Source organism: Pseudomonas saudimassiliensis (assembly GCF_000939975.1).
Lineage (GTDB): Bacteria > Pseudomonadota > Gammaproteobacteria > Pseudomonadales > Pseudomonadaceae > Halopseudomonas > Halopseudomonas saudimassiliensis.
Genome location: NZ_LK391969.1, coordinates 1,994,346 through 2,015,731 on the forward strand (window position 1 = coordinate 1,994,346; position 21,386 = coordinate 2,015,731).

The window sequence follows — 21,386 nt, forward strand, 5'->3', positions numbered from 1 at the left end:
GCTACCGGTTGCCGTGCGGCAGATCGGAGCCCCTTGGGTTCGCAGTAATGGGTGCCTGAGCGATTATGGGAGTTTGCGCCTTCGGCGGAGGCCAAGGGCCTCTCTCTCCTGCGAGCGGGCGATTATACAGTAAGCGTCCGGCATTGGTATCGCCGGCTATCAACTGGTTATAACCGGCGCCCGGGCGCTGGATTGATTACACTGAGGCCAGTTGTCAGCCCAGCGGAGTGGCCATGCACGAGCAGATTCTCGAGTTCTGGTTTGATGAACTCAAACCGGCGATGTGGTGGAAGAAGGACAAGTCCCTGGATCAGTTGATCGGGCAGCGCTTCGGCGAGGTGCACCGCCAGGCGACCCGGGGCGAGCTCTGGCCATGGCGGCAGACGCCCGGCGGACGCCTGGCCGAGATCATCCTGCTCGATCAGTTCTCGCGCAATATCTATCGCGACCGCCCCGAATCCTTCGCCCACGACGGCATGGCCCTGGTGCTGGCCCAAGAGGCCATCGCGGCAAGCGCCGACCAGGCCCTGCCGGTGGCGCAACGCAGCTTCCTGTACATGCCTTTCATGCACAGCGAGTCCCTGGCCATCCATGAGCAGGCGGTGGCGCTGTTCAGTACGCCTGGCATGGAGAGCAACCTGGACTTCGAACTGCGCCATCGGGATATCCTGCGGCGTTTCGGCCGTTATCCGCATCGCAATAAAGTGCTGGGCCGCGTTTCCACCGAGGAGGAGCTGCGCTTTCTGACGCAGCCGGGCTCGTCTTTCTGAATGGATCTATCAAGAAACCTGACTATGCATCGTTTCATGTTGGCGCCGGCGCTCGCCGCCGCGCTGGTTACCCTGGCCGGCTGCATCGGCATTACCGTAAAGCCCGACGCGGATTCTGCGGGCACGCCCGTTACCGCTGCCCTCCACTGCGGGCGGCTGCCGATCATGGCTACCCTCCAAGGTGAGCAGCTGCAGTTGGCGGTGGCTGGCGAGCAGCTTGTTCTTAAGCAGGCGATCAGCGCCTCTGGCGCGCGTTATGTAGCCGAGGGTGAACCGGAAACCAGCCTGTGGTTCAAGGGCGAGCAGGGCCGACTGGTCCTGCGCGGTGAGAGCTACCCGTTGTGCCTGCCGGCAAACGGCATCAGCGAACCCTACCGCGCCGCGGGTAACGAGCCGTTCTGGTCGGTGACCATGGAGGGTGGGCAACTGACCTTGAACCGGCTCGATGGCGGCAAGCTGCCTGCCCAGCCCTATGTTTCGGGCGCGGCGCCCGGCGAGGTGGTCACCACCACAGGACCGGCCATCCGGCTGCAGGCTACCGATGGCCTGTGCCGGGACAGCATGAGCGGTATGCCATACCCGCAGCAGGTTGCTGTTACGGTCGGCGGCGCAACGCTGACCGGCTGCGGCGGTGACCCGGCGCGGCTGCTGCAGAGCGGCGAATGGGTGGTGGAGGATATCAACGCGGCCGGGATCATCGACCGCTCGCGGGTGAGCCTGAACTTCGGGCCCGACGGCCGGGTGAATGGTCGTGCCTCCTGTAACAACTTCATGGGAGAATACCGGCTGACCGGTGAAGGCCTGACCATCGAGGCGCCGGCGACCACCCGCAAGATCTGCGCGCCGGCGCTGATGGAACAGGAACAGCGGGTGCTGCACAACCTGCAGACCCTGCACAGTTTCGACTTCGATGAGACCGGCGCCCTGGTGCTGCGCTCGCTGGACGGTTCGCTCAAGGCGCGTCTGGAAAACTGACAATAATCAAGGAGAAGGATAATGCTGGTGCTGATACTGGGTTTGGTACTGTTTCTCGGAATACATTCCATGCGCCTGTTTGCCGCCGATTGGCGGGCCACGCAGATTGACCGGCGCGGGCTGCTGGCCTGGAAGGGTATCTTTTCGATCATTGCGGTGCTGGGCCTGGTCCTGATCATCTGGGGTTACGGGCAGGCGCGGCTGACGCCCACCTGGTTGTGGGTATCGCCGATGTGGACCCGCCATCTGGCAGCGCTGCTGACCATTCCGGCATTCATCCTGCTGGCTGCCACCTACGTGCCGGCCACCCGCATCAAGGCGCGGGTTGGTCATCCCATGCTGCTGGGCGTCAAGTTCTGGGCCATTGCCCACCTCATCGCCAATGGCACTCTGGCCGACCTGCTGCTGTTCGGCAGCTTCCTGGCCTGGGCGGTGGCGCTCTATGTGGTCTCGCGCCGGCGTGATCGGTTGGCTGGCGTGCGCTATCCAGCCAGCGGGTTCAGCCGGGACCTGATCGCTATCGTGGTGGGGGTTGTCGGCTGGGTCATCTTTGCCCTGTGGTTGCATGGTCCGCTGATTGGCGTGCGGCCCTTCGGCGGCTGATTGCCCTGTCCTTTCATCCATACCGGCAGCCCCTGGGCTGCCAACGGGAGTTTCCACCATGCAATTGCTGTATCCGGAGATAAAGCCATTCGCCCGCCACGACCTGGCCGTCGAATCGCCCCATGTGCTGTACGTGGATGAAAGCGGGCAGCAGGACGGCCTGCCGGTGGTGTTTATCCATGGCGGGCCGGGTGGGGGCTGTGACAGTCTGAGCCGCCGCTTCTTCGATCCATCAATCTACCGCATCATCACCTTCGACCAGCGCGGCGCCGGACGCTCGACGCCCCACGCCAGCCTGGAGAACAACACGACCGCAGCGCTGATCGCGGATCTCGAGGCGCTGCGTGAGCACCTGGGCATTGAGCAATGGGTGCTGTTCGGTGGTTCCTGGGGTTCGACCCTGGCGCTGGCCTACGCCCAGGCCCACCCCGAGCGGGTGCTGGGCATGATCCTGCGGGGCATATTCCTGTGTCGCGACGAGGACATTCACTGGTTCTACCAGGAAGGCGCCAGCCGCATTTTCCCCGACTACTGGGCGGACTACCAGGCGCTGATTCCCGAGGCCGAGCGCCACGACATGGTGGCGGCCTATTACCGCCGCCTGACCGGCGATGACGAGATCTGCCGCATGCATGCCGCCAGGGCCTGGTCCGGCTGGGAGGGGTGTTGCGCTACCTTGCGGCCCAGCCCCCAGGTGGTGGACCGTTTTACCGAAGGGCGGCGCGCCCTGGCGATGGCCAGGATCGAGTGTCACTACTTCATCAACCAGGCGTTTCTGGAGCCCGATCAGTTACTGCGCAATATGCCGAAGATCGAACATATCCCCGGCATCATCGTGCACGGCCGCTACGACATGATCTGCCCGCTGGACAACGCCCATGCGCTGCACCAGCGTTGGCCCGGCAGCGAGCTGCAGATCATCCGTGATGCGGGCCATGCGGCCTCCGAACCGGGCATCGCCGATGCGCTGGTACGGGCGACCCAGAGCATGGCCCGGCAATTACTGAAACTGGCGCCGGAGGCAGAATAGCGTGAAGGGCTTGTTGCAGAGGGTCAGCCAGGCCCGGGTAGAAGTGGCAGGCGAGGTGGTCGGAGCCATCGACCAGGGGCTGCTGGTGCTGGTGGGGATTGAACCGCAGGACGACCGGGCCAGCGCTGACCGCCTGCTGCACAAGCTGCTCAACTACCGGGTGTTCAGCGACGCCGAGGGGCGCATGAATTGCTCGGTGCAGGACGTGCAGGGCGGCTTGTTGCTGGTCTCCCAGTTCACCCTGGCGGCGGATACGCGCAAAGGGCTGCGCCCGGGCTTCTCCACCGCCGCGCCGCCCCAGCAGGCCGCCCAGCTGTTCGAATACCTGCTGGCGCAGGCGCATACGGCCTGGCCGAAGGTGGCGACCGGCCGCTTCGGCGCGGATATGCAGGTGCATCTGGTCAATGACGGTCCGGTGACCCTGTTGCTAGAGACCTGATCTCCATTCGGATACACCCGCACCCAAGCGCCGCCGATACGTTAGCCCAACGCCTCGGCGACAAAGTCCAGGCGGTCCTGCCCGAAGAACATCTGCTCGCCGACAAACATGGTCGGGGCGCCGAAGACGCCCCGTTCGATGGCCCGCTCGGTGATCTGGCGCAACCTGTCTTTTACTGCCGGGTCGTTGATCTTCTCCTGTAGCTCGGCCATATCGAAGCCGCTGCGCCCCAGCACCTCGGCCACGACCTCCGGGTTACCCATGTCCTGTTCCTGCACCCAGATGGCCTGGAACACCGCATCCACATAGGGCACAAACTGCTCGGTACCCAGGTACGCTGCGGCGCCACGCATCAGTTGCATGGTATTGATCGGGAAGAAAGGGCTGTGGTTGAGCGGCACGCCATAGCGGCGGGCGAAGCGCTGGAAGTCCTCCCGGGTGTAACGCCCCTTGGCTGGCACCGTCGCCGGTGAGCTGTTGCCGGTGGCCTTGAATACGCCGCCCAGCAGCATCGGCTGGTATACCAGTTCGGCGCCGTGGCGCTGCGCCAGGCCGGGCAGTTGGGTCCAGGCCAGATAGCTCGCGGGGCTGCCGACATCAAAGAAGAATTCGATTTGCTTGGTCATGATCAGTTGTCCTGAGGGGAGAGAGTCAGAAGGTTTCCAGCCAGGGGCGCAGGTCCAGTTCGTGGGTCCAGCAATCCTTCGGCTGGCAATGCAGCAGCCAATATTGCTCGGCAATATGCTCGGGATCGAGAATCCCCGCCTGGTCCTTCAGCGCATAGCGCTCGGGGAAATTGTCGCGGATAAAGGCGGTGTCGATGGCGCCGTCGATGATCGGATGCGCCACGTGGATGCCCTGTGGGCCCAGCTCCCTGGCCATGCTCTGGGCCAGGGCACGCAGCGCGAACTTGGCGCCGGCGAAGGCGCAAAAGCCGTTGCCGCCCCGCAGTGACGCGGTGGCCCCGGTGAAAATGATGGTGCCGCGCCCCCGTGGCAGCATGGCCTTGGCGGCTTCGCGCCCGGTGAGAAAGCCGGACAGCGCGGCCATCTCCCAGACCTTGCGGTAGACCCGCTCGGTGGTTTCGGTAATGGAGAAGCGCACGTTGGCGCCAATATTGAACACCACGACTTCAATGGGGCCGATGTCCCGCTCAACATCGCTGAACAGGGCGACCATCTGCTCCTCACTGCGGGCGTCGCAGCCAAACGGATGGGCGATGCCACCGGCGGACTCGATATCGTTTACCAGTGGCGTCAGCTTGTCGGCCTGGCGGCGAGTCACGCACAGGGTGAACCCTTCGCGGGCGAAGCGCCGCGCGATCGCCCCACCGGTGGCGTCTCCCGCACCGATGACAATGGCAACAGGTGGTCTGGACATGAGTGCTCCTCTTTCTTGTTGGTTCTGTTTTGGAACTGCCACTCGATAGTCAGTTTCTTTTTAGAACTTGTCAAGCTATCCTGTGCCCATTAATGCCCTCGGGAGGTGATATGCGCTGGGAAGAATTGGATCAGCAACCTTGTTCGCTGGCCCGCACGCTGGCGGTGGTCGGTGATCGCTGGACGTTGCTGGTGCTACGCGACTGTTTCCTCGGTGTGCGCCGGTTTGATGAATTCGAAAGGCGTCTGGGCATTACCCGCCACGTGCTTGCCGACCGCTTGAAGAAACTGGTCGAGCACGGCGTGTTGACCAAGGTGCCTTATCAGCAGCGACCGTTGCGGGAGGAGTATCGCCTGACCGAACGGGGGTTGGAGTTGCACCCGGCGATCATCGCCCTGGTCAGCTGGGGCGACCGGCACATGGTTGATCAGCGGGGTGCACCCATCCAGCACATCCATAAGGGCTGCGGCCAGGCAATGCGGCCGGTGACGGTATGTTCCGAATGTGGCGAGCCGGTCGGCGCCAGGGATGTACGGGTCGAGGTGGGGGAAGGCTGGCGCGACGCGGCAGACGAGGCGGCTCCGCCGGTGCCGCTGCACCACCGGACCACCCGATGATTCAGAACAGCCGGCCGATCAGCGCCGTCACCGCGGTTTCCACCCGCAGAATACGCTCGCCGAGTTGCACGGGCTGGAAGCCCACGGCACTGAGCTTGTCCACTTCATAGGGTATCCAGCCACCTTCCGGACCGATTGCCAAGGTGACCGCGCCATGCATGGCCCGCGGACAGGCAGGATAATCACCGGGGTGGGCCACCAGCGCGGTGGTGCCTGCTACCAGTCCGGGCAGCTCATCTTCCACGAAGGGCTTGAAGCGTTTCTCGATGCGCACCCGGGGCAGAACGGTGTCGCGGGCCTGTTCCAGGCCCAGCAACAGGTTTTCACGAATAGCGGGCGGCTGCAGAAAAGGCGTCTGCCAGAAGCTCTTTTCCACCCGGTAACTGTTCAGCAGGATGATCTCGGCGACCCCTAGGGTGGCACAGTGCTGCAGGATGCGGCGAAACATCTTGGGCCTTGGCATGGCCAGCAGCAGGGTCAGCGGGAGTTTCGGCGGCGGGGGCTGGGTCAGCATCACCTGCAGCTCGGCCTGGTGGTCGTTCAAGGCAACCACTTCGCCCTGGCCCATCAAGCCGCCGAGCAGGCCCACCCGCAAGCAATCACCGGGTGCGACCTGCTGGATCTCAAGCATGTGCTGTAACCGGCGGCCGCTCAGCTTGACCTGCTGCGGGCCGGTGAAATCCTGCTCCTCAAGCAACAGCAGGTTCATGCGGTGGGGCTGTCGTCTTCGGCTTCGGTGTCGCGCGATATGGGTCTGAGTACGCTACCGAACAGTATGCCTACCTCATAGAGCAGCCACATGGGCCCGGCAAGCAGCGTCTGGGAAATGACATCCGGCGGGGTCAGTACCATGCCGATGACGAAGCAGCCGATGATGACGTAGGGGCGGATTTCCCGCAGCTTGGTCACAGTTACCACACCCGCCAGTACCAGCAGCACCGTGGCCACCGGGATCTCGAAGGCCAGTCCGAACGCCAGGAACAGCGTCATGACAAAGTCGAGATAGCTGTTGATATCGGTCATCACCGCCACGCCATCGGGCGCGGTGCTGGTAAAGAAGCCGAAGATCAGCGGGAACACCACGAAGTAGGCGAAGGCCATGCCGCCATAGAACAGGATGATGCTCGAGGCCAGCAGCGGCAGGGCGATGCGCTTCTCGTGCTTGTACAGACCCGGCGCGATAAAACCCCAGATCTGGTGCAGGACAAAGGGCATGGCCAGGAACAGCGCACTGATCAGCGCCAGCTTGAACGGCGTCAGGAAGGGCGAGGCCACATCCGTGGCGATCATGCTGGTGCCTTCTGGCAGATAGGCGCGCAGCGGCTCGGAGATGAAGGTGTAGAGATCGTTGGCGAAATAGAACAGGCCAGCGAAGATCAGCATCCAGATCAACACGATGCGCAGCAGGCGCGAGCGTAACTCGGTCAGGTGGGCGACCAGTGGCATCTCGCTGAGGCTGGTCTGGACAGGGGGCTTTTTACTCATTTGGGTGCAGTCGGGTCATCGTCAGTAGGACGGGCAGCCGCGTCGGCAGCCGGGGATGGGGGATCGCCAACCGCGGTCGCCGGCTTGGCTTCCGCTGCGACCGGGGTCGCCTCGGTGGTGGTGCCGGTGGCGCGTTTGACGTTGGATTCCCCCGGCTTCTTCTTCGCCAGGTCAGCCATGATCTTTTCATTGTGCAAGGCCTGGCGAATTTCGTCGGCCCCCATTTCGCGCTCGACCTGGCTACGCACATCGGCCAGGCTGCGCTTGATGCGCCCGATATAGAGCCCGGCCATCCGCACGGCGCCAGGCAGTCGCTCAGGCCCCAGCACCAGCAGCGCAACCACAGCCACCACGGTCATTTCCAGAAAACCGATATCGAACATGGACCGTCAGTCCTTGTGGGGGGTGGATTCCGTTTTCTTTTCCGCCTTGACGTCCAGCGTTTCGCCCTGCTTGTCTTCCACCGCCGGCTTGTCATCGTCATTCATCGACTTGCGAAAGCCCTTGATTGCCTCGCCCACGTCCGACCCGATGCCTTTCAGCCGCTTGGTGCCGAACAACAGGATGACGATCAGGAGAATGATCGCCAGTTGCCAGATACTGATTCCGCCAAAACCCATTTCAACCTCCAGGGCAATGCCCTACTCGTGTGTCCGCGCTGCTTTTTCGGCCAGGCCGGATAAGTCAAAGCGCCGTTCCAGTTCCTGCAAAATATCATCCGGTCCCAGGCCCAGGTGACTGAGCATGACCAGGCTATGAAACCACAGATCCGCAGTTTCATAAATCAGTTCGGCGTGGTCGCCGCTGAGCTGACAATCCTTGGCGGCCAGCAGGGTTTCGGTGCATTCCTCACCGACCTTTTCCAGGATCTTGTTCAGGCCCTTGGCATGCAGACTGGCCACGTAGGAGCTGTCTGCGGCCGCCTGTTTGCGTTGCTCCAGGACTTCGGCCAGGCGCGTCAATGTGTCATTCATGCTTGTGCTCGTAGATATGGTCCGGGTTCTTGATGACAGGATCACTATCGTGCCATTGGCCATCGCGGAAGACTTTGTAGAAACAGCTCTCCCGGCCGGTATGGCAGGCAATCCCGCCGCGTTGCTCGACCTGCATGACGATAACGTCATTGTCACAGTCCAGCCGCAGCTCGTGGAGAACCTGCGTGTGGCCGGATTCCTCACCCTTGCGCCACAACTTGCGGCGCGAACGCGACCAGTACACCGCGCGACCTTCGCTGGCGGTGAGCTGCAGGGACTCGCGGTTCATCCAGGCGACCATCAGCACGCGGCCGCTGGCAGCATCCTGGGCGATGGCGGGAATCAGCCCATCGGCATCCCATTTGATGCAATCGAGCCAGTTGGTGTCGGTGTGGGGGTCGGTCATCGGGGGCGGCCTGTCTGTCGTTTCGGATCGGGGCCCGCGCGCCGCAGTACCAGCCAGGCACCGGCGGCCAGCAACAGCCAGTACATCGGCTGGGTCTGGGCCCAGAGGCTGGTGTCCGTACCCAGGCTGTTGGCGCCCACGGCGACCAGGGCCACGCCGATCAGGCGCAGGGCAAAGGCATCGCTACGGCTGCGCCAATTCGAGCTATGGTGATCCTGCTGGGCGATGGTGTCCAGCGCGCGGTGGGTGGTTTCCAGCAGCGGCGGAATGCGCTCCAGGTGCTGGCGCAGGTTCTGCAACTGGTGACGCGGGCCGGCGCGCTCGCGCATCCAGCGTTCCAGGTAGGGCTTGCCGGTGCGCCAGAGGTCCAGCTCCGGATACAGCTGGCGCCCCAGGCCTTCGATATTGAGCAGGGTCTTCTGCAGCAGCACCAGTTGTGGCTGCACTTCCATGTTGAAGCGTCGGGCAGTCTGGAACAGGCGCAGCAGCAGCTGGCCAAAGGAGATGTCCTTCAATGGCCGCTCGAAGATCGGCTCGCAGACGCTGCGGATGGCGGCCTCGAATTCGTTGACCCGGGTCTCGGGCGGCACCCAGCCGGAGTCGATGTGCAGCTGGGCCACGCGCCGGTAGTCACGCTTGAAGAAGGCCATCAGGTTGCGCGCCAGGTAGGTCTGGTCCTCCGGCGTCAGGCTGCCGACGATGCCGAAGTCGATGGCGATGTACTGCGGCTCCTGCGGGTTGTCGCGGGAGACGAAGATATTGCCGGGGTGCATGTCGGCATGGAAGAAGCTGTCGCGGAACACCTGGGAGAAGAAGACCTCGACCCCGCGTTCGGCCAGCTTCTTCATGTCCGTGCCCTGGGCGCGCAGCGACTCTATATCGGTCACCGGAATGCCGCTGATGCGTTCCATTACCAGCACCTTGTGGCGACACCAGTCCCAGTAGATGGTGGGCACGTAGAGCACCGGGGAGCCGAGGAAGTTGCGCCGCAGCAGGGAGGCGTTGGCCGCTTCGCGGTACAGGTCCAACTCGTCGAAGATGGTCTGCTCGTAGTCGCGCACCACCTCGACCGGGCGCAGCCGCCGGCCTTCGCGGGAGACCCGCGCCAGCGTCCGCGCTGCCAGGTACAGCCACTGGATGTCCTGGCGGATGACCTCCTCGATGCCCGGTCGCACTACCTTGACCACCACGTCGCTGCCGTCATGCAGCAGGGCGCTGTGCACCTGGGCGACTGAGGCTGATGCCAGCGGTATGTCGGAGAATTGGGCAAACACGGCCTCGATCGGCAAACCCAGCTGTTCCTCGATGCGCTGGCGTGCCTGGTCGGAGGGGAAGGGCGGCACGTTGTCCTGGAGGAAGGCCAGTTCGATGGCGATGTCGTCCGGCAGCAGGTCGCGGCGGGTCGATAGGATCTGGCCGAACTTGATGAACACCGGGCCGAGACTCTCCAGGGCCAGCCGCAGGCGCATGCCCCGGGTCAGATCCTTGGGGGCCGGATACAAGCGCCAGGGCCCGAGCAGCATCAGGCGCCCATACCAGGGCAGCGGCAGGGGCTGGATCAGTTGATCCAGGCGGTAGCGGGTAAACACCAGCAGAATGCGAAACAGGCGCAGAAAGGCGGTCAGGTTCATGCGTCGTCGGGTCCCGTATCAGGCTGCTCAAGGCGGTGTAGGCGCGCATCCAGCCGGTCCAGCTGCAGGCGCAGTTCATGGATCATTGCAGCCGAGGCATCGGCTTCGGCGCGCCCGACCAACTGGCGACCCTCCTCGGTAAGATAATCGCCGACCGCCCGCTCCAGGCTCTGCCGAGCGCTGCCGAACCAATTCCGGCCGCCGCGGGCAAGTTCGCCCAGGCCATGGGCGGCCACCGGCCCCAGCCAGCGCGCCAGGGCCGCTTCGCCATCGATCTGCAGGTCGCTGAAGATACTCTGCAAGCGCACCAGCACCTGGGTATCGCCGGTCAGCTCCACCTCGGGCGACAACAGTAGTTGCTGGCGATTGCTGCTCAAGGCCAGCCGCGCCAGCAAACTGGCCGGGGCGCTGAGGGTGCAGTCGGGCTCGCCCGGGTAATCCTGCGTCAGGCGCACGCCGCCCTGGCCCGGCAGCAGGTACAGCTGCATGCTGGGCTGGCGGATGTCCAGCAGAATGGCACGGCCATCCAGGGCGGCCAGCCGCTGGGCGGTCAGGGGGTCCTGGTTGATGGCCAGCGCCAGACTGCGCTCCACGCCGGCCAGCAGCGTGCGGCTGAGCATCAGGGCTTGATACCCCGATGCAGGGCGACGATGCCCCCGGTCATGTTGTGGTAAGTGACCCGGGCAAAGCCGGCGGTTTCCATCATGCCCTTGAGGGTTTCCTGGTCAGGGTGCATGCGGATCGACTCGGCCAGGTAGCGGTAGCTCTCCGGGTCGCCGGTGACCATGCGACCGATCAGCGGCAGCATGGTGAAGGAGTACTGATCGTAGGCCTTGGACAGCAGCTCGTTTTCCGGCTTGGAGAACTCCAGCACCAGCAGGCGGCCGCCTGGCTTGAGCACCCGCAGCATGGAGGCAATGGCGTCTTCCTTGTGGGTGACGTTTCGCAGGCCGAAGGCGATGGTGATGCAGTCGAAATGGTTGTCCGGGAAGGGCAACTTTTCCGCGTCGGCCTGGACGAAGCGCACATTGCCCGCCACGCCCTTGTCCAGCAGGCGGTCGCGACCGACACGCAGCATGGAGGCGTTGATATCCGCCAGCACCACTTCCCCGGTCGGGCCCACCAGGCTGGAAAACTTGCGAGTCAGGTCGCCCGTGCCGCCGGCGATGTCCAGCACCCGGTTACCGGGCCGCACGCCGGACAACTCGATGGTGAAGCGTTTCCAGATCCGGTGGATGCCACCTGACATGAGGTCGTTCATCAGGTCATACTTGGCGGCAACGGAATGGAAGACCTCAGCTACCTTGGCGGCCTTTTCCGATTCACGGACGGTCTGGTAGCCGAAGTGGGTAGTGCGGTCTGAACTGGACTTGTCTGTCATGGAAGCATCTGCCTTGGCAAATTGATGGGCCATTCTACCCGTAATTGCGGGCCGCGAGGGGCATTTAATGTCGCATGCCCGCGCACGTTGCGGCATGCTATGCGTCTTTTTTCAACCATACTGGAAGGAACAGAGATGGCAACCGTAGAAATCACCCGCGAGCATTCACTGGGCAAGGAAGTAGCGAAGGAACGGGCCCAGAAAATGGCCGACAAGCTGGCAGCCAAGCTGGATGCCAAGTGCACCTGGCAAGATGATGAGCTGACCTTCCAACGCAGTGGCGTGGATGGCAGCATCCTGGTGGGCGAGGCTGACGTACGGGTGGCGGTCAAGCTCGGCATGATGCTGACGCCCATGGCCGGCATGGTGAAGGGTGAAATCGAGAAGGCCCTGAACAAGTACCTGGCCTGATCAGCGTAGCGGCGGCAACGGCTTCTGCTAAGCTGAATATCCTTATCGATAGCGGCTCACAGGAGTCTATTCATGGCGGAAAAGAAGAAGCGCGAAGGCAGGGACACCCAATGGGTAGAGGGGCTGGAAGGCTATTCCCGACAGATCTGGCTGGCCGGACTGGGGGCCTACACCCGCATGGGCAAGGAAGGCGCCAAGCTGTTCGAGTCGCTCATCAAGGATGGCGAGCAGGCTGAGCAATCGGCCAAGGCCGAAGCCGGCACTGCCGAGGGCAAGGGCAAGAAGAAAGACCCGCTGGAAGGTGCCCGGGCCAAGGTAGACAAGGCGCGCAGCAAGCTGACCGACAAGTTCGGTGGCCTGGAAGAAATGTTCGACAAGCGCGTGGCCGGTGCCGTCGAGCGGCTGGGCCTGGCACGCCAGGAGGAGCTGCAGGCCCTGGCCGACCAGGTAGCGGAACTGCGCCGCACGGTCGAGCAGCTCAGCGCCAAGCCGGCCGCCGCAGCGAAACCGGCCCGTACCCGTCAGCCAGCACCGGCGACGGCCACCACCGCCAGTTCAGCGGTCATTGCCGAGCCGGTCGCCCAGGCGGCCAGCCAGGCTGCCGCCGAGCCGGCTGCCAAGGGGCGAGCCAAGCGCGCCCCCGAGGCAGGCACCGCACCGGTCAAGACCACCACCCGGCGCCGCGCCACGGCCCCGAAAGCCGCGACGCGGGGTACCTCGGGGCCCGCTCCGGCCACCGACGCTGCGCCGGGCAATCCGTCGGAACAGTGACGGCCTGATGCAAAAAAGCCAGGCGCCCTTACTATCAGGCGTCTGGCTTTTTAGTTGCCGGCGAGGTGGCCGACGTGCTCAGAGCATCACTTTCACCACCGAGACATCCGGATCCCGGCTGGCACCGGCTGCCTGCAGTTGATCCAAATAGGCTTGCCAGAGCGCGTCCTGCCGCTCGCCCAGTTCCAGCAGATAATCCCAGCTGTACAGGCCGCTGTCGTGGCCATCATCGAAGACCAGTTTCAACGCGTAATTGCCGGCCGTCTCCACCGCCACCAGGGCGACATTCTGCTTGCCGGTCTGCAGGATCGGACGACCGTGCCCCTGCACTTCCGCCGAGGGCGAGTGCACCCGCAGGAACTCGGCGGGCAGGCTGAAGTGGCGCCCGTCTGGGTAATGCAGGTCCAGCGTGCGGGACGCCTTGTGCAGCTTGATCTTGCTGGGTATCGGACTGGTCATGGCAGGCTCACCGGCAGTTGAGGTCAGAGAATATAGCGTGACAGGTCTTCATTGACCGCCAGCTCACCCAGGTGCTCGTTAACGTAGGCCGCATCAATCACCAGCTTCTCGCCGTTCTGCTTGGACGCCAGGTCCCCGGCGCTGAAGGAAACTTCTTCCAGCAGTCGCTCCAGCACCGTGTGCAGGCGGCGGGCACCGATGTTTTCGGTCTTCTCGTTGACCTGCCAGGCGATCTCCGCCAGGCGGGCCACGGCATCGGCGGCAAACTCGATCTCCAGGCCTTCGGTCTGCAGCAGCGCACGGTACTGCTCGGTGAGCGAGGCATCCGGCTCGGTGAGAATGCGCTCGAAATCCGCCGGGGACAGCGACTGGAGCTCGACGCGAATCGGCAGGCGCCCCTGCAGCTCGGGAATCAGGTCCGACGGCTTGGACAGATGGAAAGCACCCGAGGCGATGAACAGGATGTGATCGGTGCGAACCATGCCAAACTTGGTGTTGACCGTGCAGCCCTCGATCAGGGGCAGCAGGTCACGCTGTACGCCCTCGCGGGACACGTCGGCGCCGCCGCCGCTATTGGCGCGCTTGCTGACCTTGTCGATCTCATCGAGGAAGACGATACCGTTCTGCTCAACCGCCTCGATGGCGCGGCTTTTCAGGTCTTCGTCATTGACCAGTCGGGCCGCTTCCTCGTCGCGGATCAGCTTGAAGGCTTCGCTGACCTTGAGTTTGCGGGTCTTGCGCTTGTTCTTACCGAAGCTGGAGAACATGTTCTGCAACTGGCTGGTCATCTCCTCCATGCCGGGCGGCGCCATGATCTCCACGCCCACGGGCGTGTCGGCCACGTCGATATCGATTTCCTTGTCATCCAGCTGGCCCTCGCGCAGGCGCTTGCGAAACAGCTGGCGGGTGCTGCTGTCCTCGCGCACCGGCTCGTCGCTGGTGCCCTGGCGGGCGGGGGGCAGCAGGGCGTCGAGGATCCGCTCTTCGGCGGCGTCTTCAGCGCGGTGGCCGACCTTGGTGATTTCCTGCTGGCGCAGCATCTTCAGGGCGGCGTCCACCAGGTCGCGGATGATGGACTCCACGTCGCGGCCGACATAGCCGACCTCGGTGAACTTGGTCGCTTCCACCTTGATGAAGGGAGCCTGCGCCAGGCGCGCCAGGCGGCGGGCGATCTCGGTCTTGCCGACCCCGGTGGGGCCGATCATCAGGATGTTCTTGGGCGTGACTTCATGGCGCAGCGCTTCGGGCAGCTGCTGGCGCCGCCAGCGGTTGCGCAGGGCAATGGCGACGGCGCGCTTGGCTTCCTGCTGGCCGATGATGTGACGGTCCAGCTCGTGGACAATTTCGCGGGGTGTCATGGACATGGGGTAGCTTCCTGGACGCCTCAGGTATTGGCGTCCAGCTCCTCGATAGTGTGATTCTGGTTGGTGTAGATACAGATTTCGCCGGCAATGTTCAGGCTGGACTCGACGATCTCGCGCGCGGACAGATCGGAATGACGCAGCAGGGCGCGGGCGGCGGACTGGGCATAGGGGCCGCCGGAGCCGATGGCGATGATGCCTTCCTCGGGTTCGAGCACGTCACCGTTACCGGTAATGATCAGCGAGGCATCCTTGTTGGCCACTGCCAGCAGAGCCTCGAGCCGGCGCAGGGTGCGGTCGGTCCGCCATTCCTTGGCCATTTCCACCGCCGCGCGGACCAATTGACCCTGGTGCTTTTCCAGGTGGCCTTCAAAGTGCTCGAACAGGGTGAAGGCATCGGCCGTGCCGCCGGCGAACCCGGCAATCACCTGGTCGTTGTACAGGCGGCGGACCTTGCGGGCGTTGCCTTTCATCACGGTGTTACCCAGCGATACCTGGCCATCACCACCGATTACCACTTTGCCGTGGCGGCGTACTGAAACGATTGTAGTCACGCGCAGCTCCTGTTGGCTGTTCAAATTGGCGCAGCACGCCGCGCGCGCTGCCTTTGCCGTTATCTGGGGGCTGGGCAGGGTGAATTCAAGACATGGATTGGGCCAGGGGTGACCGGGAGGGACCGGCAGCGGGGCTGCTGCCGGTATGGGGTTCAGCGGGTGACGGTGCGCTGCTGGCGTAGCAGATTGCTGAAGCCGTTGCCGCTCAAGGTCTGCTCGGCCTGGGCCAGCCGGCCCGGATCGGCGAAGGGGCCGACCTGCACGCGGTGCCAGGTTTCGCCGTTGGCAAGCTTGGCATCCTCCAGACGCACATCCAGGCCCATCAGAATGATCTGCGCACGTACCCGATCCGCTTCGCTGCGCTGGCGGAAGGAACCCGCCTGCAGGAAATACTGGGTGGTCGCGGTGGGCTTGGATTCGGGCTTGGGTTGCGCCTCCGGAACGGGCTTCGGCGGAGGCGGTGGTGGCGGTGGCGGTTCACTGGCCCTGGGCACCAGTACTTCCGACTCGGGCAGCAGGGTATAGAAGTCGTAGCTGGGGCTCTGCTTCTGCGGGGCGGCGGGCGCTGCCGGCGCCGCGGGGCGGGAGCTGCCGTTATCACGCTTGACGGTGTCCCGGCCCGGTTCCAGCTGAAACAGGAAGGCGGCAAACAACCCCACCATCGCGCCACAGACGGCGATCAGCCAGGCGGGTATCCGGCGACCGGGTTTGCTACGGGCGCGGCTGGCGCCGCGACGGGGGGTTCTGCGTGCTTTGGCCATGCGACTTACATGCGCTCCAGGGTATTGATGCCGAGCAGATTAAGGCCTTGGCGCAGGGTGCGTCCAGTCAGGGCCGCCAGGCGCAGTCGGCTGTCGCGCTGGGCCGGCTCGTCAGCGGCCAGAATCGGACAGTTCTCGTAGAAGCTGGAGAAGCGACCGGCCAGTTCGTACAGGTAATGGCACAGGGAATGGGGTGTGCCTTCCCGGGCGACATATTCCAGCAAGCTGCCGAACTGGGCCAGGTGGGCGGCCAGGTCGATCTCCGGCTCTGCCGCCAGTACCAGTGGCGCCAGGTCATCGAGCTGCGACATATCGCGGTCGATCTTGCGAAATACGCTGGCAACGCGGGTATAGGCGTACATCAGGTAGGGGGCGGTATTGCCCTCGAAGCTCAGCATCTGCTCGAAATTGAAGTTGTAGTCACTGCTGCGATGCTTCGACAGGTCAGCATACTTGACCGCACCGATGCCCACCGCGCGGGCAATCTGTTGCAACTCGGCAGGATCGAGCTCGGGGTTCTTCTGGGCGACCAGCTGATAGGCGCGCTGCTCGGCTTCTTCCAGCAGGTCGACCAGCTTCACCGTACCGCCATCGCGGGTCTTGAACGGCTTGCCATCGGCGCCGTTCATGGTGCCGAAACCCATATGTTCCAGTTGCATGCTGTCGGCGACGAATCCGGCCTTGCGGGCTACGGCGAACACCTGTTGGAAGTGCAGTGCCTGGCGCTGGTCGACAAAGTACAGCACGCGGTCGGCCTGGAGCTCCTGCTGACGGTAACGCATCGCGGCCAGGTCGGTGGTGGCGTACAGGTAACCGCCGCCGGCCTTCTGCACGATCACTGGCAGGGGCTTGTCGTCGCTGGTCTTGAATTCATCGAGAAACACGCAGCGCGCGCCGTCGCTCTCGGTCAGCAGGCCAGCTTGCTGCAGGCTGGCCACCACATCGGCGAGCTGATCGTTGTATGCGCTCTCGCCGCGTACATCGGCGGGCGTCAGGCTCACGCCCAGGCGATCGTACACGGCCTGGCAGTGACCCAGGGAGATGGCGTTGAAACGGTGCCACAGCTCCAGGCAGGCAGGGTCGCCCGCCTGCAATTGAACTACCCGCTCACGGGCGCGGTTGGCAAATTCCTCGCTCTCGTCGAAGCGTTGCTTGGCCTGGCGGTAGAAGCCTTCCAGATCGCCCAGCTCGGCTTCGGCGTCAACGCTGTTCTCTTCCAGGTAGGCCAGCAGCATGCCGAACTGGGTACCCCAGTCGCCCACATGATTCTGGCGAATGACCTCATGGCCGAGAAACTCCAGCACCCGCACCACGGCGTCACCGATGATGGTCGAGCGCAGGTGACCGACGTGCATTTCCTTGGCCAGGTTAGGGGAGGAGTAATCCACCACCACCCGCTGGGCAGGTGCCGCCTGGGGTACGTTCAGCTGGGCATCGTCCAGGGCCTTCTGCAGTTGCGCGGCGAGCCAGTCGCGGGCCTGGAAAAAGTTGATGAAGCCGGGCCCGGCAATGCTGACCTGGGCCACGGCGTCACTATGCGGCAGCGCGGCGACCAGCTGCTCGGCCAGATCCCGCGGCTTCATGCGGGCGGGCTTGGCCAGCATCATCGCCAGGTTGCTGGCAAAGTCCCCATGGCTCTTGTCCCGGGCGGTTTCCACCTGAATCGCGGGGGTGATATCGCTGGGCAGGACGCCTTGGTTCTGCAATGTGCTGACGGCGCTGGCGAGCAACTGGCTGATCAGGTTTTTCATAGGTAATGGAGTATCCGGCAACGGCCTGTGGAAAACCCGGCATTATCCGACTTAACGGGCTGCTTGCCAAATCCCTCTGTCCGGACCTGCGACAATGGCTTGCTCAGAACATGTCCAGAGGGTCGACATCGATCGACCAGCGCACCCGGCGGGCCAGGGGATGCTGCTCCAATGCCAGCAGCCAGTGATGCAGTAACTGATGCAGGGCCGAGCGCTGGCCGGCCTGGACCAGTAGCTGCGCGCGGAACCGGCCGGCGCGGCGCTCCATGGGCGAGGGCACCGGACCGAGCAGATCCACCCCCGCGATACCGAGGTCGATGGCCAGCTGTTCGGCCAGCTCGCAGGCTTCATCGAGGAACTGGTTGGTCTGGGCCGAGGAGTTGGCTTCGGCACGCAGCAGGGCCATGAAGGTGTACGGCGGCAGCTGGGCGGCGGCGCGCCCCGCGAGCTCCCGCTGCGCAAAGCGGCCGTAGTCATGCTCGGTCAGATCCAGCAGCAGCTGGTGTTCGGCCATATGGGTCTGGATCAGTACCTGGCCGGGCTTGTCGGCGCGGCCGGCACGCCCGGCCACCTGGATGATCAACTGGGCCATGCGCTCCGGTCCGCGGAAATCAGCGGAGAACAGGCCTCCATCGGCATCCAGGATGGCCACCAGGGTCACATCGGGGAAGTGGTGCCCCTTGGCAAGCATCTGGGTGCCGACCAGTACGCAGGGCGCGCCACTCTGGATGCGCGCCAGCATGCTCTGCATGGCCTGCTTGCGGGCCATGGTGTCACGGTCGATGCGCAGGATCGGGAAATCTGGGAAGCACTGGATCAGGTGCTCTTCGGTGCGTTCAGTGCCGGCGCCGATGGGGCGCAGGTCCTGGCTCTGGCACTTCGGGCAGCAGCGTTCGACCGGTCGCTGGCTGCCGCAGTGGTGGCATTGCAGCTGCGCCGGCGCCTGATGCAGGGTCATGCGCGCATCGCAGCGCCGGCATTCTGCCATCCAGCCGCAGTCGTGGCACATCAGGGTCGGGGCAAAGCCGCGCCGGTTGATGAACACCAATACCTGGTTGCCCCGCCGCAGATGATCGCCCATCAACTGGATCAACGGGCGTGACATGCCGCCCTCCAGCGGCCGGCTGCGGATATCCAGGCACTGGAGGGTGGGCGGACTGGCATTGCCGGCGCGCTGGGTCAGGCGCAGGCGCTGATAACGACCGCGTTGCACGTTGTAGAGGCTCTCGAAGGAAGGAGTGGCGGAGCCGAGAATCAAGCCGACCTGTTCCAGGTGGGCACGATAGACCGCCAGATCCCGGGCGTTGTAGCGCAGCCCTTCCTGCTGTTTATAGGACAGGTCGTGTTCTTCATCGACAACGATCAGGCCGGGGCGGGCCAGCGGCGTGAAGATGGCCGAGCGGGTGCCGATGACAATCCCGGCCTCGCCTTCGCGGGCGGCGATCCAGGCGTCCAGCCGCTCGCGGTCATTGAGGCCAGAATGCAGGATCACCACGGGTACGTTGAAGCGTCGACGGAATCGCTCCAGCGTCTGCGGCGTCAGGCCGATCTCCGGAATCAGCACCAGGGCCTGGCGCTGCTGTTGCAGGCAGTGGTGGATCGCCTGCAGGTAGATCTCGGTCTTGCCGCTGCCGGTCACCCCTTCCAGCAGCCAGGCGTGAAAGCCCTCGGCGCCGAGGATCGCATCCAGCGCAGCCTGCTGCTCGCCGTTGGGCGCTAGCGGTGTTTCCTTTAATAGTGGCTGGGGCTCGCTGGTGTGGTGGGGCGATTGCTGGATACGCTGGGCCAGGCCCTTGCGCTCCAGCGCCTCGAGGGCGTCACGGGTCAAACCCCAGTGACTGATAAGTGCATGTGACAGGCCGTGGGGGTGGCGGGCCAGGGTCTGTACCGCTTCCTTCTGTTTGGGCGCGCGACTGACCGCAGGATGCTCGGGGTAAGCTCCGGGCAGCAGTTGCCAGAGTATATCCTGGCGGGCCAGTGCCGGCTCGCCGCGGCGCAGCAATACCGGCAAAGCGCAGCTCAAGGTGTCGCCGAGGCCGTGCTGATAATAACTGGCGGTCCAGGTGCAGAGCTTCCACAGGCTGTCCGGCAACAGCGGTGCCTGGTCGAGTACTTCGCTGACGCGCTTGAGCTTGTTCGCCGGGACGCTCGATTCTGCGCTGAGGCCGGCGATCAGTCCGACCATCTGGCGATTGCCGAAGGGCACGCGGACGCGGAGCCCTGGTTGCAACTCGGTGGTCGACATGCCCGCGGGGGCCCGGTAATCGAACAGGCGACGCAGGGGCGAAGGGAGGGCAATCTGGAGAATCGGTCCTGACACTGTGACATCCCGTTCTGGCAAGCAGTGGATGGTAGCACTGCCGGCCGGGATATTCAGCGCCTGCCGCTACAGCATGCGTAATGCTTGCGCGGCAGCGGAATTCTGTTATCATCGCCGGCCTGTTTTCCGGTCCATTCGATTGTTCGATGCCGGGTAGCGTCATTCAGTGCGGTGCCTGATCAGGTTGGTCCGGTGGCGGCACACAAAACCGAGGAATCACCATGAAAGCTGATTTGCATCCTGCGTACGAAGAAATCGAAGCCACCTGTGGTTGCGGCAATGTCATCAAGACCCGCTCCACTCTGGGCAAGAGCATCTATCTGGACGTCTGTTCTGCATGCCACCCGTTCTACACCGGCAAGCAGAAGGTTCTGGATACCGGCGGCCGTATCGAGCGCTTCAATCAGCGTTTCGGTGCTGTCACCACCAAGAAGTAAGATCGACAGGCCCCGCAAGTGGCAATGTCTGATTCGAAAAAGGCGCTCCGTTGGGGCGCCTTTTTTGTTGCCTGGCTGTTGGTCGCGCCGGCGCTGGCCGATACCTGCGGCCGGGTGCCGGGGACAGGCGAGCCGGTAGTCAGTCGCTATGTCATCGATGGCGATACGCTGGAATTGAGCGATGGTCGGCGGGTGCGGCTGATCGGTATCAATACTCCGGAAATCGGCCGCAAGGGCCGGCCTTCCGAACCTTATGCGCAGCAGGCCCGCGCTGCGCTCGAGCGGCGGGTGGCCAGGCCGGGCCTGCGGCTTGTGGTCGGCGAGCAGGATCGCGATCACTATGGTCGCACCCTTGGACATCTGTTCGATGCTCGGGGGGTCAATGTCGAGGCGCAGCTCTTGCGAGAAGGTATGGGGCTGGCCATTGGCGTGCCTCCCAATCTGTCTCTGCTGGATTGTCACCTGCAGCAGGAGGCTGTCGCTCGCAGCGGCGGGGTGGGACTGTGGCGCCAGGATCCGGTGGTTATGGCGGACAAGGTGCGCGCCGGCGGTTTTCATCTGGTTCGCGGACAGGTGCGGTCGATCGAGCGTACCCGCGATCATCTATGGCTCGAGTTGGAGGGTACCTTGGTGCTGCGCATACTGGCAGGCGATCGCCCCCGGTTCGAGCGACTCGATGACTGGGTGGGCAAGGAGTTGGAAGTGCGCGGCTGGGTGGTGGACCGCAAGACGCGACGCGCCGGTCGTCAGCGCTTCATGTTGCCGCTACAGGAGCCGCGGATGGCAGTAGTGCAAACTGCGGAATAATCGATGGGGTTGGCGGCAAAAAGCGCATGTTTCCCCGTCGTTCGCGCCGTTAATGCAATCATC

Annotated in this window: 27 protein-coding genes and 1 riboswitch; of the genes, 10 read left to right on the plus strand and 17 right to left on the minus strand. The window is 64.0% G+C overall.

Annotated elements, in window-relative coordinates; genetic code table 11:
- Positions 1–32: 32 nt before the first annotated feature.
- A riboswitch (glycine riboswitch) is annotated at positions 33–121 on the minus strand.
- Positions 122–233: 112 nt separating this feature from the next.
- Genes VG99_RS09210 through dtd form a run of 5 tightly spaced genes read left to right on the plus strand, consistent with a single transcriptional unit; the run spans position 234 to position 3,817 of the window.
- Positions 234–770, plus strand: a complete 537-nt coding sequence (locus tag VG99_RS09210) for a DUF924 family protein (RefSeq protein ID WP_044499499.1) — start codon at positions 234–236, stop codon at positions 768–770.
- Between the two features lie 24 nt (positions 771–794).
- The gene (locus VG99_RS09215; protein WP_052508760.1) at positions 795–1,745 is read left to right on the plus strand and encodes an META domain-containing protein; all 951 of its coding nucleotides are present in this window, start codon (positions 795–797) and stop codon (positions 1,743–1,745) included.
- Between the two features lie 21 nt (positions 1,746–1,766).
- Positions 1,767–2,348 (plus strand): NnrU family protein, encoded by a 582-nt coding sequence (locus VG99_RS09220; protein ID WP_044499501.1) that lies wholly within the window; start codon positions 1,767–1,769, stop codon positions 2,346–2,348.
- A gap of 58 nt (positions 2,349–2,406) precedes the next feature.
- Positions 2,407–3,378, plus strand: a complete 972-nt coding sequence (gene pip, locus VG99_RS09225; RefSeq protein ID WP_044499503.1) for a prolyl aminopeptidase — start codon at positions 2,407–2,409, stop codon at positions 3,376–3,378.
- 1 nt (position 3,379) lies between these two features.
- The gene (dtd, locus tag VG99_RS09230; protein WP_044499504.1) at positions 3,380–3,817 is read left to right on the plus strand and encodes a D-aminoacyl-tRNA deacylase; all 438 of its coding nucleotides are present in this window, start codon (positions 3,380–3,382) and stop codon (positions 3,815–3,817) included.
- A 41-nt stretch (positions 3,818–3,858) separates the two neighbouring features.
- Here dtd and VG99_RS09235 read toward each other — a convergent pair whose 3' ends face one another.
- Together VG99_RS09235 and VG99_RS09240 are read right to left on the minus strand one after the other, a co-directional pair.
- Complete coding sequence (locus VG99_RS09235) at positions 3,859–4,443, minus strand: 2-hydroxychromene-2-carboxylate isomerase (protein ID WP_044499506.1); 585 nt, start codon at positions 4,441–4,443, stop codon at positions 3,859–3,861.
- Between the two features lie 25 nt (positions 4,444–4,468).
- On the minus strand, positions 4,469–5,197 hold the full coding sequence (locus VG99_RS09240) for an SDR family oxidoreductase (RefSeq protein ID WP_044499507.1): 729 nt from the start codon (positions 5,195–5,197) through the stop codon (positions 4,469–4,471).
- 110 nt (positions 5,198–5,307) lie between these two features.
- Between VG99_RS09240 and VG99_RS09245 the strand changes: the two genes are divergently transcribed.
- On the plus strand, positions 5,308–5,814 hold the full coding sequence (locus tag VG99_RS09245) for a winged helix-turn-helix transcriptional regulator (RefSeq protein ID WP_044499509.1): 507 nt from the start codon (positions 5,308–5,310) through the stop codon (positions 5,812–5,814).
- Between the two features lies 1 nt (position 5,815).
- On the opposite strand, the gene VG99_RS09250 is transcribed toward VG99_RS09245, so the two are convergent.
- The 9 genes from VG99_RS09250 to ubiE are packed head-to-tail and all read right to left on the minus strand — an operon-like array spanning position 5,816 to position 11,691.
- Positions 5,816–6,523, minus strand: coding sequence for a 16S rRNA (uracil(1498)-N(3))-methyltransferase (locus VG99_RS09250; RefSeq protein ID WP_044499510.1), 708 nt, complete (start codon positions 6,521–6,523; stop codon positions 5,816–5,818).
- Positions 6,520–7,299 (minus strand): twin-arginine translocase subunit TatC, encoded by a 780-nt coding sequence (gene tatC, locus VG99_RS09255; RefSeq protein ID WP_044499512.1) that lies wholly within the window; start codon positions 7,297–7,299, stop codon positions 6,520–6,522. The genes VG99_RS09250 and tatC overlap by 4 nt, the downstream gene beginning before the upstream one ends.
- On the minus strand, positions 7,296–7,682 hold the full coding sequence (tatB, locus tag VG99_RS09260; protein ID WP_044499513.1) for a Sec-independent protein translocase protein TatB: 387 nt from the start codon (positions 7,680–7,682) through the stop codon (positions 7,296–7,298). Before tatB ends, tatC begins: the two co-directional genes overlap by 4 nt.
- Positions 7,683–7,688: 6 nt before the next feature.
- Positions 7,689–7,919: a twin-arginine translocase TatA/TatE family subunit gene (gene tatA, locus VG99_RS09265; RefSeq protein ID WP_044499514.1), complete on the minus strand. Its 231-nt coding sequence runs from the start codon at positions 7,917–7,919 to the stop codon at positions 7,689–7,691.
- A 21-nt stretch (positions 7,920–7,940) separates the two neighbouring features.
- A complete protein-coding gene (locus VG99_RS09270; RefSeq protein ID WP_044499516.1) occupies positions 7,941–8,273 on the minus strand; it encodes a phosphoribosyl-ATP diphosphatase in 333 nt (110 codons plus the stop codon).
- A complete protein-coding gene (hisI, locus tag VG99_RS09275) occupies positions 8,266–8,679 on the minus strand; it encodes a phosphoribosyl-AMP cyclohydrolase (RefSeq protein WP_044499517.1) in 414 nt (137 codons plus the stop codon). Before hisI ends, VG99_RS09270 begins: the two co-directional genes overlap by 8 nt.
- The gene (ubiB, locus tag VG99_RS09280; RefSeq protein ID WP_044499519.1) at positions 8,676–10,310 is read right to left on the minus strand and encodes a ubiquinone biosynthesis regulatory protein kinase UbiB; all 1,635 of its coding nucleotides are present in this window, start codon (positions 10,308–10,310) and stop codon (positions 8,676–8,678) included. Before ubiB ends, hisI begins: the two co-directional genes overlap by 4 nt.
- Positions 10,307–10,930, minus strand: a complete 624-nt coding sequence (locus tag VG99_RS09285; RefSeq protein WP_044499520.1) for a ubiquinone biosynthesis accessory factor UbiJ — start codon at positions 10,928–10,930, stop codon at positions 10,307–10,309. The genes ubiB and VG99_RS09285 overlap by 4 nt, the downstream gene beginning before the upstream one ends.
- Positions 10,930–11,691 (minus strand): bifunctional demethylmenaquinone methyltransferase/2-methoxy-6-polyprenyl-1,4-benzoquinol methylase UbiE, encoded by a 762-nt coding sequence (ubiE, locus tag VG99_RS09290; protein ID WP_044499522.1) that lies wholly within the window; start codon positions 11,689–11,691, stop codon positions 10,930–10,932. Before ubiE ends, VG99_RS09285 begins: the two co-directional genes overlap by 1 nt.
- 135 nt (positions 11,692–11,826) lie before the next feature.
- On the opposite strand from ubiE, the gene VG99_RS09295 reads away from it, so the two are divergent.
- Both VG99_RS09295 and VG99_RS09300 read left to right on the plus strand, forming a co-directional pair.
- Positions 11,827–12,102 (plus strand): polyhydroxyalkanoic acid system family protein, encoded by a 276-nt coding sequence (locus VG99_RS09295; protein WP_044499523.1) that lies wholly within the window; start codon positions 11,827–11,829, stop codon positions 12,100–12,102.
- Positions 12,103–12,174: 72 nt separating this feature from the next.
- Complete coding sequence (locus VG99_RS09300; protein ID WP_052508761.1) at positions 12,175–12,873, plus strand: phasin family protein; 699 nt, start codon at positions 12,175–12,177, stop codon at positions 12,871–12,873.
- Positions 12,874–12,951: 78 nt separating this feature from the next.
- Here the strand turns inward: VG99_RS09300 and VG99_RS09305 are convergent, their stop codons facing one another.
- The 6 genes from VG99_RS09305 to VG99_RS09330 form a co-directional block, all read right to left on the minus strand.
- Entirely contained in the window at positions 12,952–13,332 is a 381-nt protein-coding gene (locus tag VG99_RS09305) for a gamma-butyrobetaine hydroxylase family protein (protein ID WP_044499525.1), read from the minus strand.
- 23 nt (positions 13,333–13,355) lie between these two features.
- Positions 13,356–14,696: an ATP-dependent protease ATPase subunit HslU gene (gene hslU / locus VG99_RS09310; RefSeq protein ID WP_044499530.1), complete on the minus strand. Its 1,341-nt coding sequence runs from the start codon at positions 14,694–14,696 to the stop codon at positions 13,356–13,358.
- A gap of 20 nt (positions 14,697–14,716) precedes the next feature.
- The gene (gene hslV / locus VG99_RS09315; RefSeq protein ID WP_044499531.1) at positions 14,717–15,247 is read right to left on the minus strand and encodes an ATP-dependent protease subunit HslV; all 531 of its coding nucleotides are present in this window, start codon (positions 15,245–15,247) and stop codon (positions 14,717–14,719) included.
- Positions 15,248–15,399: 152 nt separating this feature from the next.
- Positions 15,400–16,008: an SPOR domain-containing protein gene (locus VG99_RS09320; RefSeq protein WP_044499532.1), complete on the minus strand. Its 609-nt coding sequence runs from the start codon at positions 16,006–16,008 to the stop codon at positions 15,400–15,402.
- A gap of 5 nt (positions 16,009–16,013) precedes the next feature.
- Entirely contained in the window at positions 16,014–17,759 is a 1,746-nt protein-coding gene (gene argS, locus VG99_RS09325) for an arginine--tRNA ligase (RefSeq protein WP_044499534.1), read from the minus strand.
- A gap of 103 nt (positions 17,760–17,862) precedes the next feature.
- The gene (locus VG99_RS09330; protein WP_044499535.1) at positions 17,863–20,079 is read right to left on the minus strand and encodes a primosomal protein N'; all 2,217 of its coding nucleotides are present in this window, start codon (positions 20,077–20,079) and stop codon (positions 17,863–17,865) included.
- 221 nt (positions 20,080–20,300) lie between these two features.
- On the opposite strand from VG99_RS09330, the gene rpmE reads away from it, so the two are divergent.
- Both rpmE and VG99_RS09340 read left to right on the plus strand, forming a co-directional pair.
- The gene (rpmE, locus tag VG99_RS09335; RefSeq protein ID WP_044499536.1) at positions 20,301–20,516 is read left to right on the plus strand and encodes a 50S ribosomal protein L31; all 216 of its coding nucleotides are present in this window, start codon (positions 20,301–20,303) and stop codon (positions 20,514–20,516) included.
- 24 nt (positions 20,517–20,540) lie between these two features.
- On the plus strand, positions 20,541–21,323 hold the full coding sequence (locus VG99_RS09340; protein ID WP_044499540.1) for a thermonuclease family protein: 783 nt from the start codon (positions 20,541–20,543) through the stop codon (positions 21,321–21,323).
- The last annotated feature ends 63 nt before the right edge of the window (positions 21,324–21,386 follow it).

Bases quoted from the DNA above. Each gene is read 5' to 3' on its own strand.
- VG99_RS09210 (WP_044499499.1), top strand. From the start codon at position 234: ATGCACGAGCAGATTCTCGAGTTCTGGTTTGATGAACTCAAACCGGCG.
- VG99_RS09215 (WP_052508760.1), top strand. From the start codon at position 795: ATGCATCGTTTCATGTTGGCGCCGGCGCTCGCCGCCGCGCTGGTTACC.
- VG99_RS09220 (WP_044499501.1), top strand. From the start codon at position 1,767: ATGCTGGTGCTGATACTGGGTTTGGTACTGTTTCTCGGAATACATTCC.
- pip (WP_044499503.1), top strand. From the start codon at position 2,407: ATGCAATTGCTGTATCCGGAGATAAAGCCATTCGCCCGCCACGACCTG.
- VG99_RS09235 (WP_044499506.1), bottom strand. From the start codon at position 4,443: ATGACCAAGCAAATCGAATTCTTCTTTGATGTCGGCAGCCCCGCGAGC.
- VG99_RS09240 (WP_044499507.1), bottom strand. From the start codon at position 5,197: ATGTCCAGACCACCTGTTGCCATTGTCATCGGTGCGGGAGACGCCACC.
- VG99_RS09245 (WP_044499509.1), top strand. From the start codon at position 5,308: ATGCGCTGGGAAGAATTGGATCAGCAACCTTGTTCGCTGGCCCGCACG.
- VG99_RS09250 (WP_044499510.1), bottom strand. From the start codon at position 6,523: ATGAACCTGCTGTTGCTTGAGGAGCAGGATTTCACCGGCCCGCAGCAG.
- tatC (WP_044499512.1), bottom strand. From the start codon at position 7,299: ATGAGTAAAAAGCCCCCTGTCCAGACCAGCCTCAGCGAGATGCCACTG.
- tatB (WP_044499513.1), bottom strand. From the start codon at position 7,682: ATGTTCGATATCGGTTTTCTGGAAATGACCGTGGTGGCTGTGGTTGCG.
- tatA (WP_044499514.1), bottom strand. From the start codon at position 7,919: ATGGGTTTTGGCGGAATCAGTATCTGGCAACTGGCGATCATTCTCCTG.
- VG99_RS09270 (WP_044499516.1), bottom strand. From the start codon at position 8,273: ATGAATGACACATTGACGCGCCTGGCCGAAGTCCTGGAGCAACGCAAA.
- hisI (WP_044499517.1), bottom strand. From the start codon at position 8,679: ATGACCGACCCCCACACCGACACCAACTGGCTCGATTGCATCAAATGG.
- ubiB (WP_044499519.1), bottom strand. From the start codon at position 10,310: ATGAACCTGACCGCCTTTCTGCGCCTGTTTCGCATTCTGCTGGTGTTT.
- VG99_RS09285 (WP_044499520.1), bottom strand. From the start codon at position 10,930: ATGCTCAGCCGCACGCTGCTGGCCGGCGTGGAGCGCAGTCTGGCGCTG.
- ubiE (WP_044499522.1), bottom strand. From the start codon at position 11,691: ATGACAGACAAGTCCAGTTCAGACCGCACTACCCACTTCGGCTACCAG.
- VG99_RS09295 (WP_044499523.1), top strand. From the start codon at position 11,827: ATGGCAACCGTAGAAATCACCCGCGAGCATTCACTGGGCAAGGAAGTA.
- VG99_RS09300 (WP_052508761.1), top strand. From the start codon at position 12,175: ATGGCGGAAAAGAAGAAGCGCGAAGGCAGGGACACCCAATGGGTAGAG.
- VG99_RS09305 (WP_044499525.1), bottom strand. From the start codon at position 13,332: ATGACCAGTCCGATACCCAGCAAGATCAAGCTGCACAAGGCGTCCCGC.
- hslU (WP_044499530.1), bottom strand. From the start codon at position 14,696: ATGTCCATGACACCCCGCGAAATTGTCCACGAGCTGGACCGTCACATC.
- VG99_RS09320 (WP_044499532.1), bottom strand. From the start codon at position 16,008: ATGGCCAAAGCACGCAGAACCCCCCGTCGCGGCGCCAGCCGCGCCCGT.
- argS (WP_044499534.1), bottom strand. From the start codon at position 17,759: ATGAAAAACCTGATCAGCCAGTTGCTCGCCAGCGCCGTCAGCACATTG.
- rpmE (WP_044499536.1), top strand. From the start codon at position 20,301: ATGAAAGCTGATTTGCATCCTGCGTACGAAGAAATCGAAGCCACCTGT.
- VG99_RS09340 (WP_044499540.1), top strand. From the start codon at position 20,541: ATGTCTGATTCGAAAAAGGCGCTCCGTTGGGGCGCCTTTTTTGTTGCC.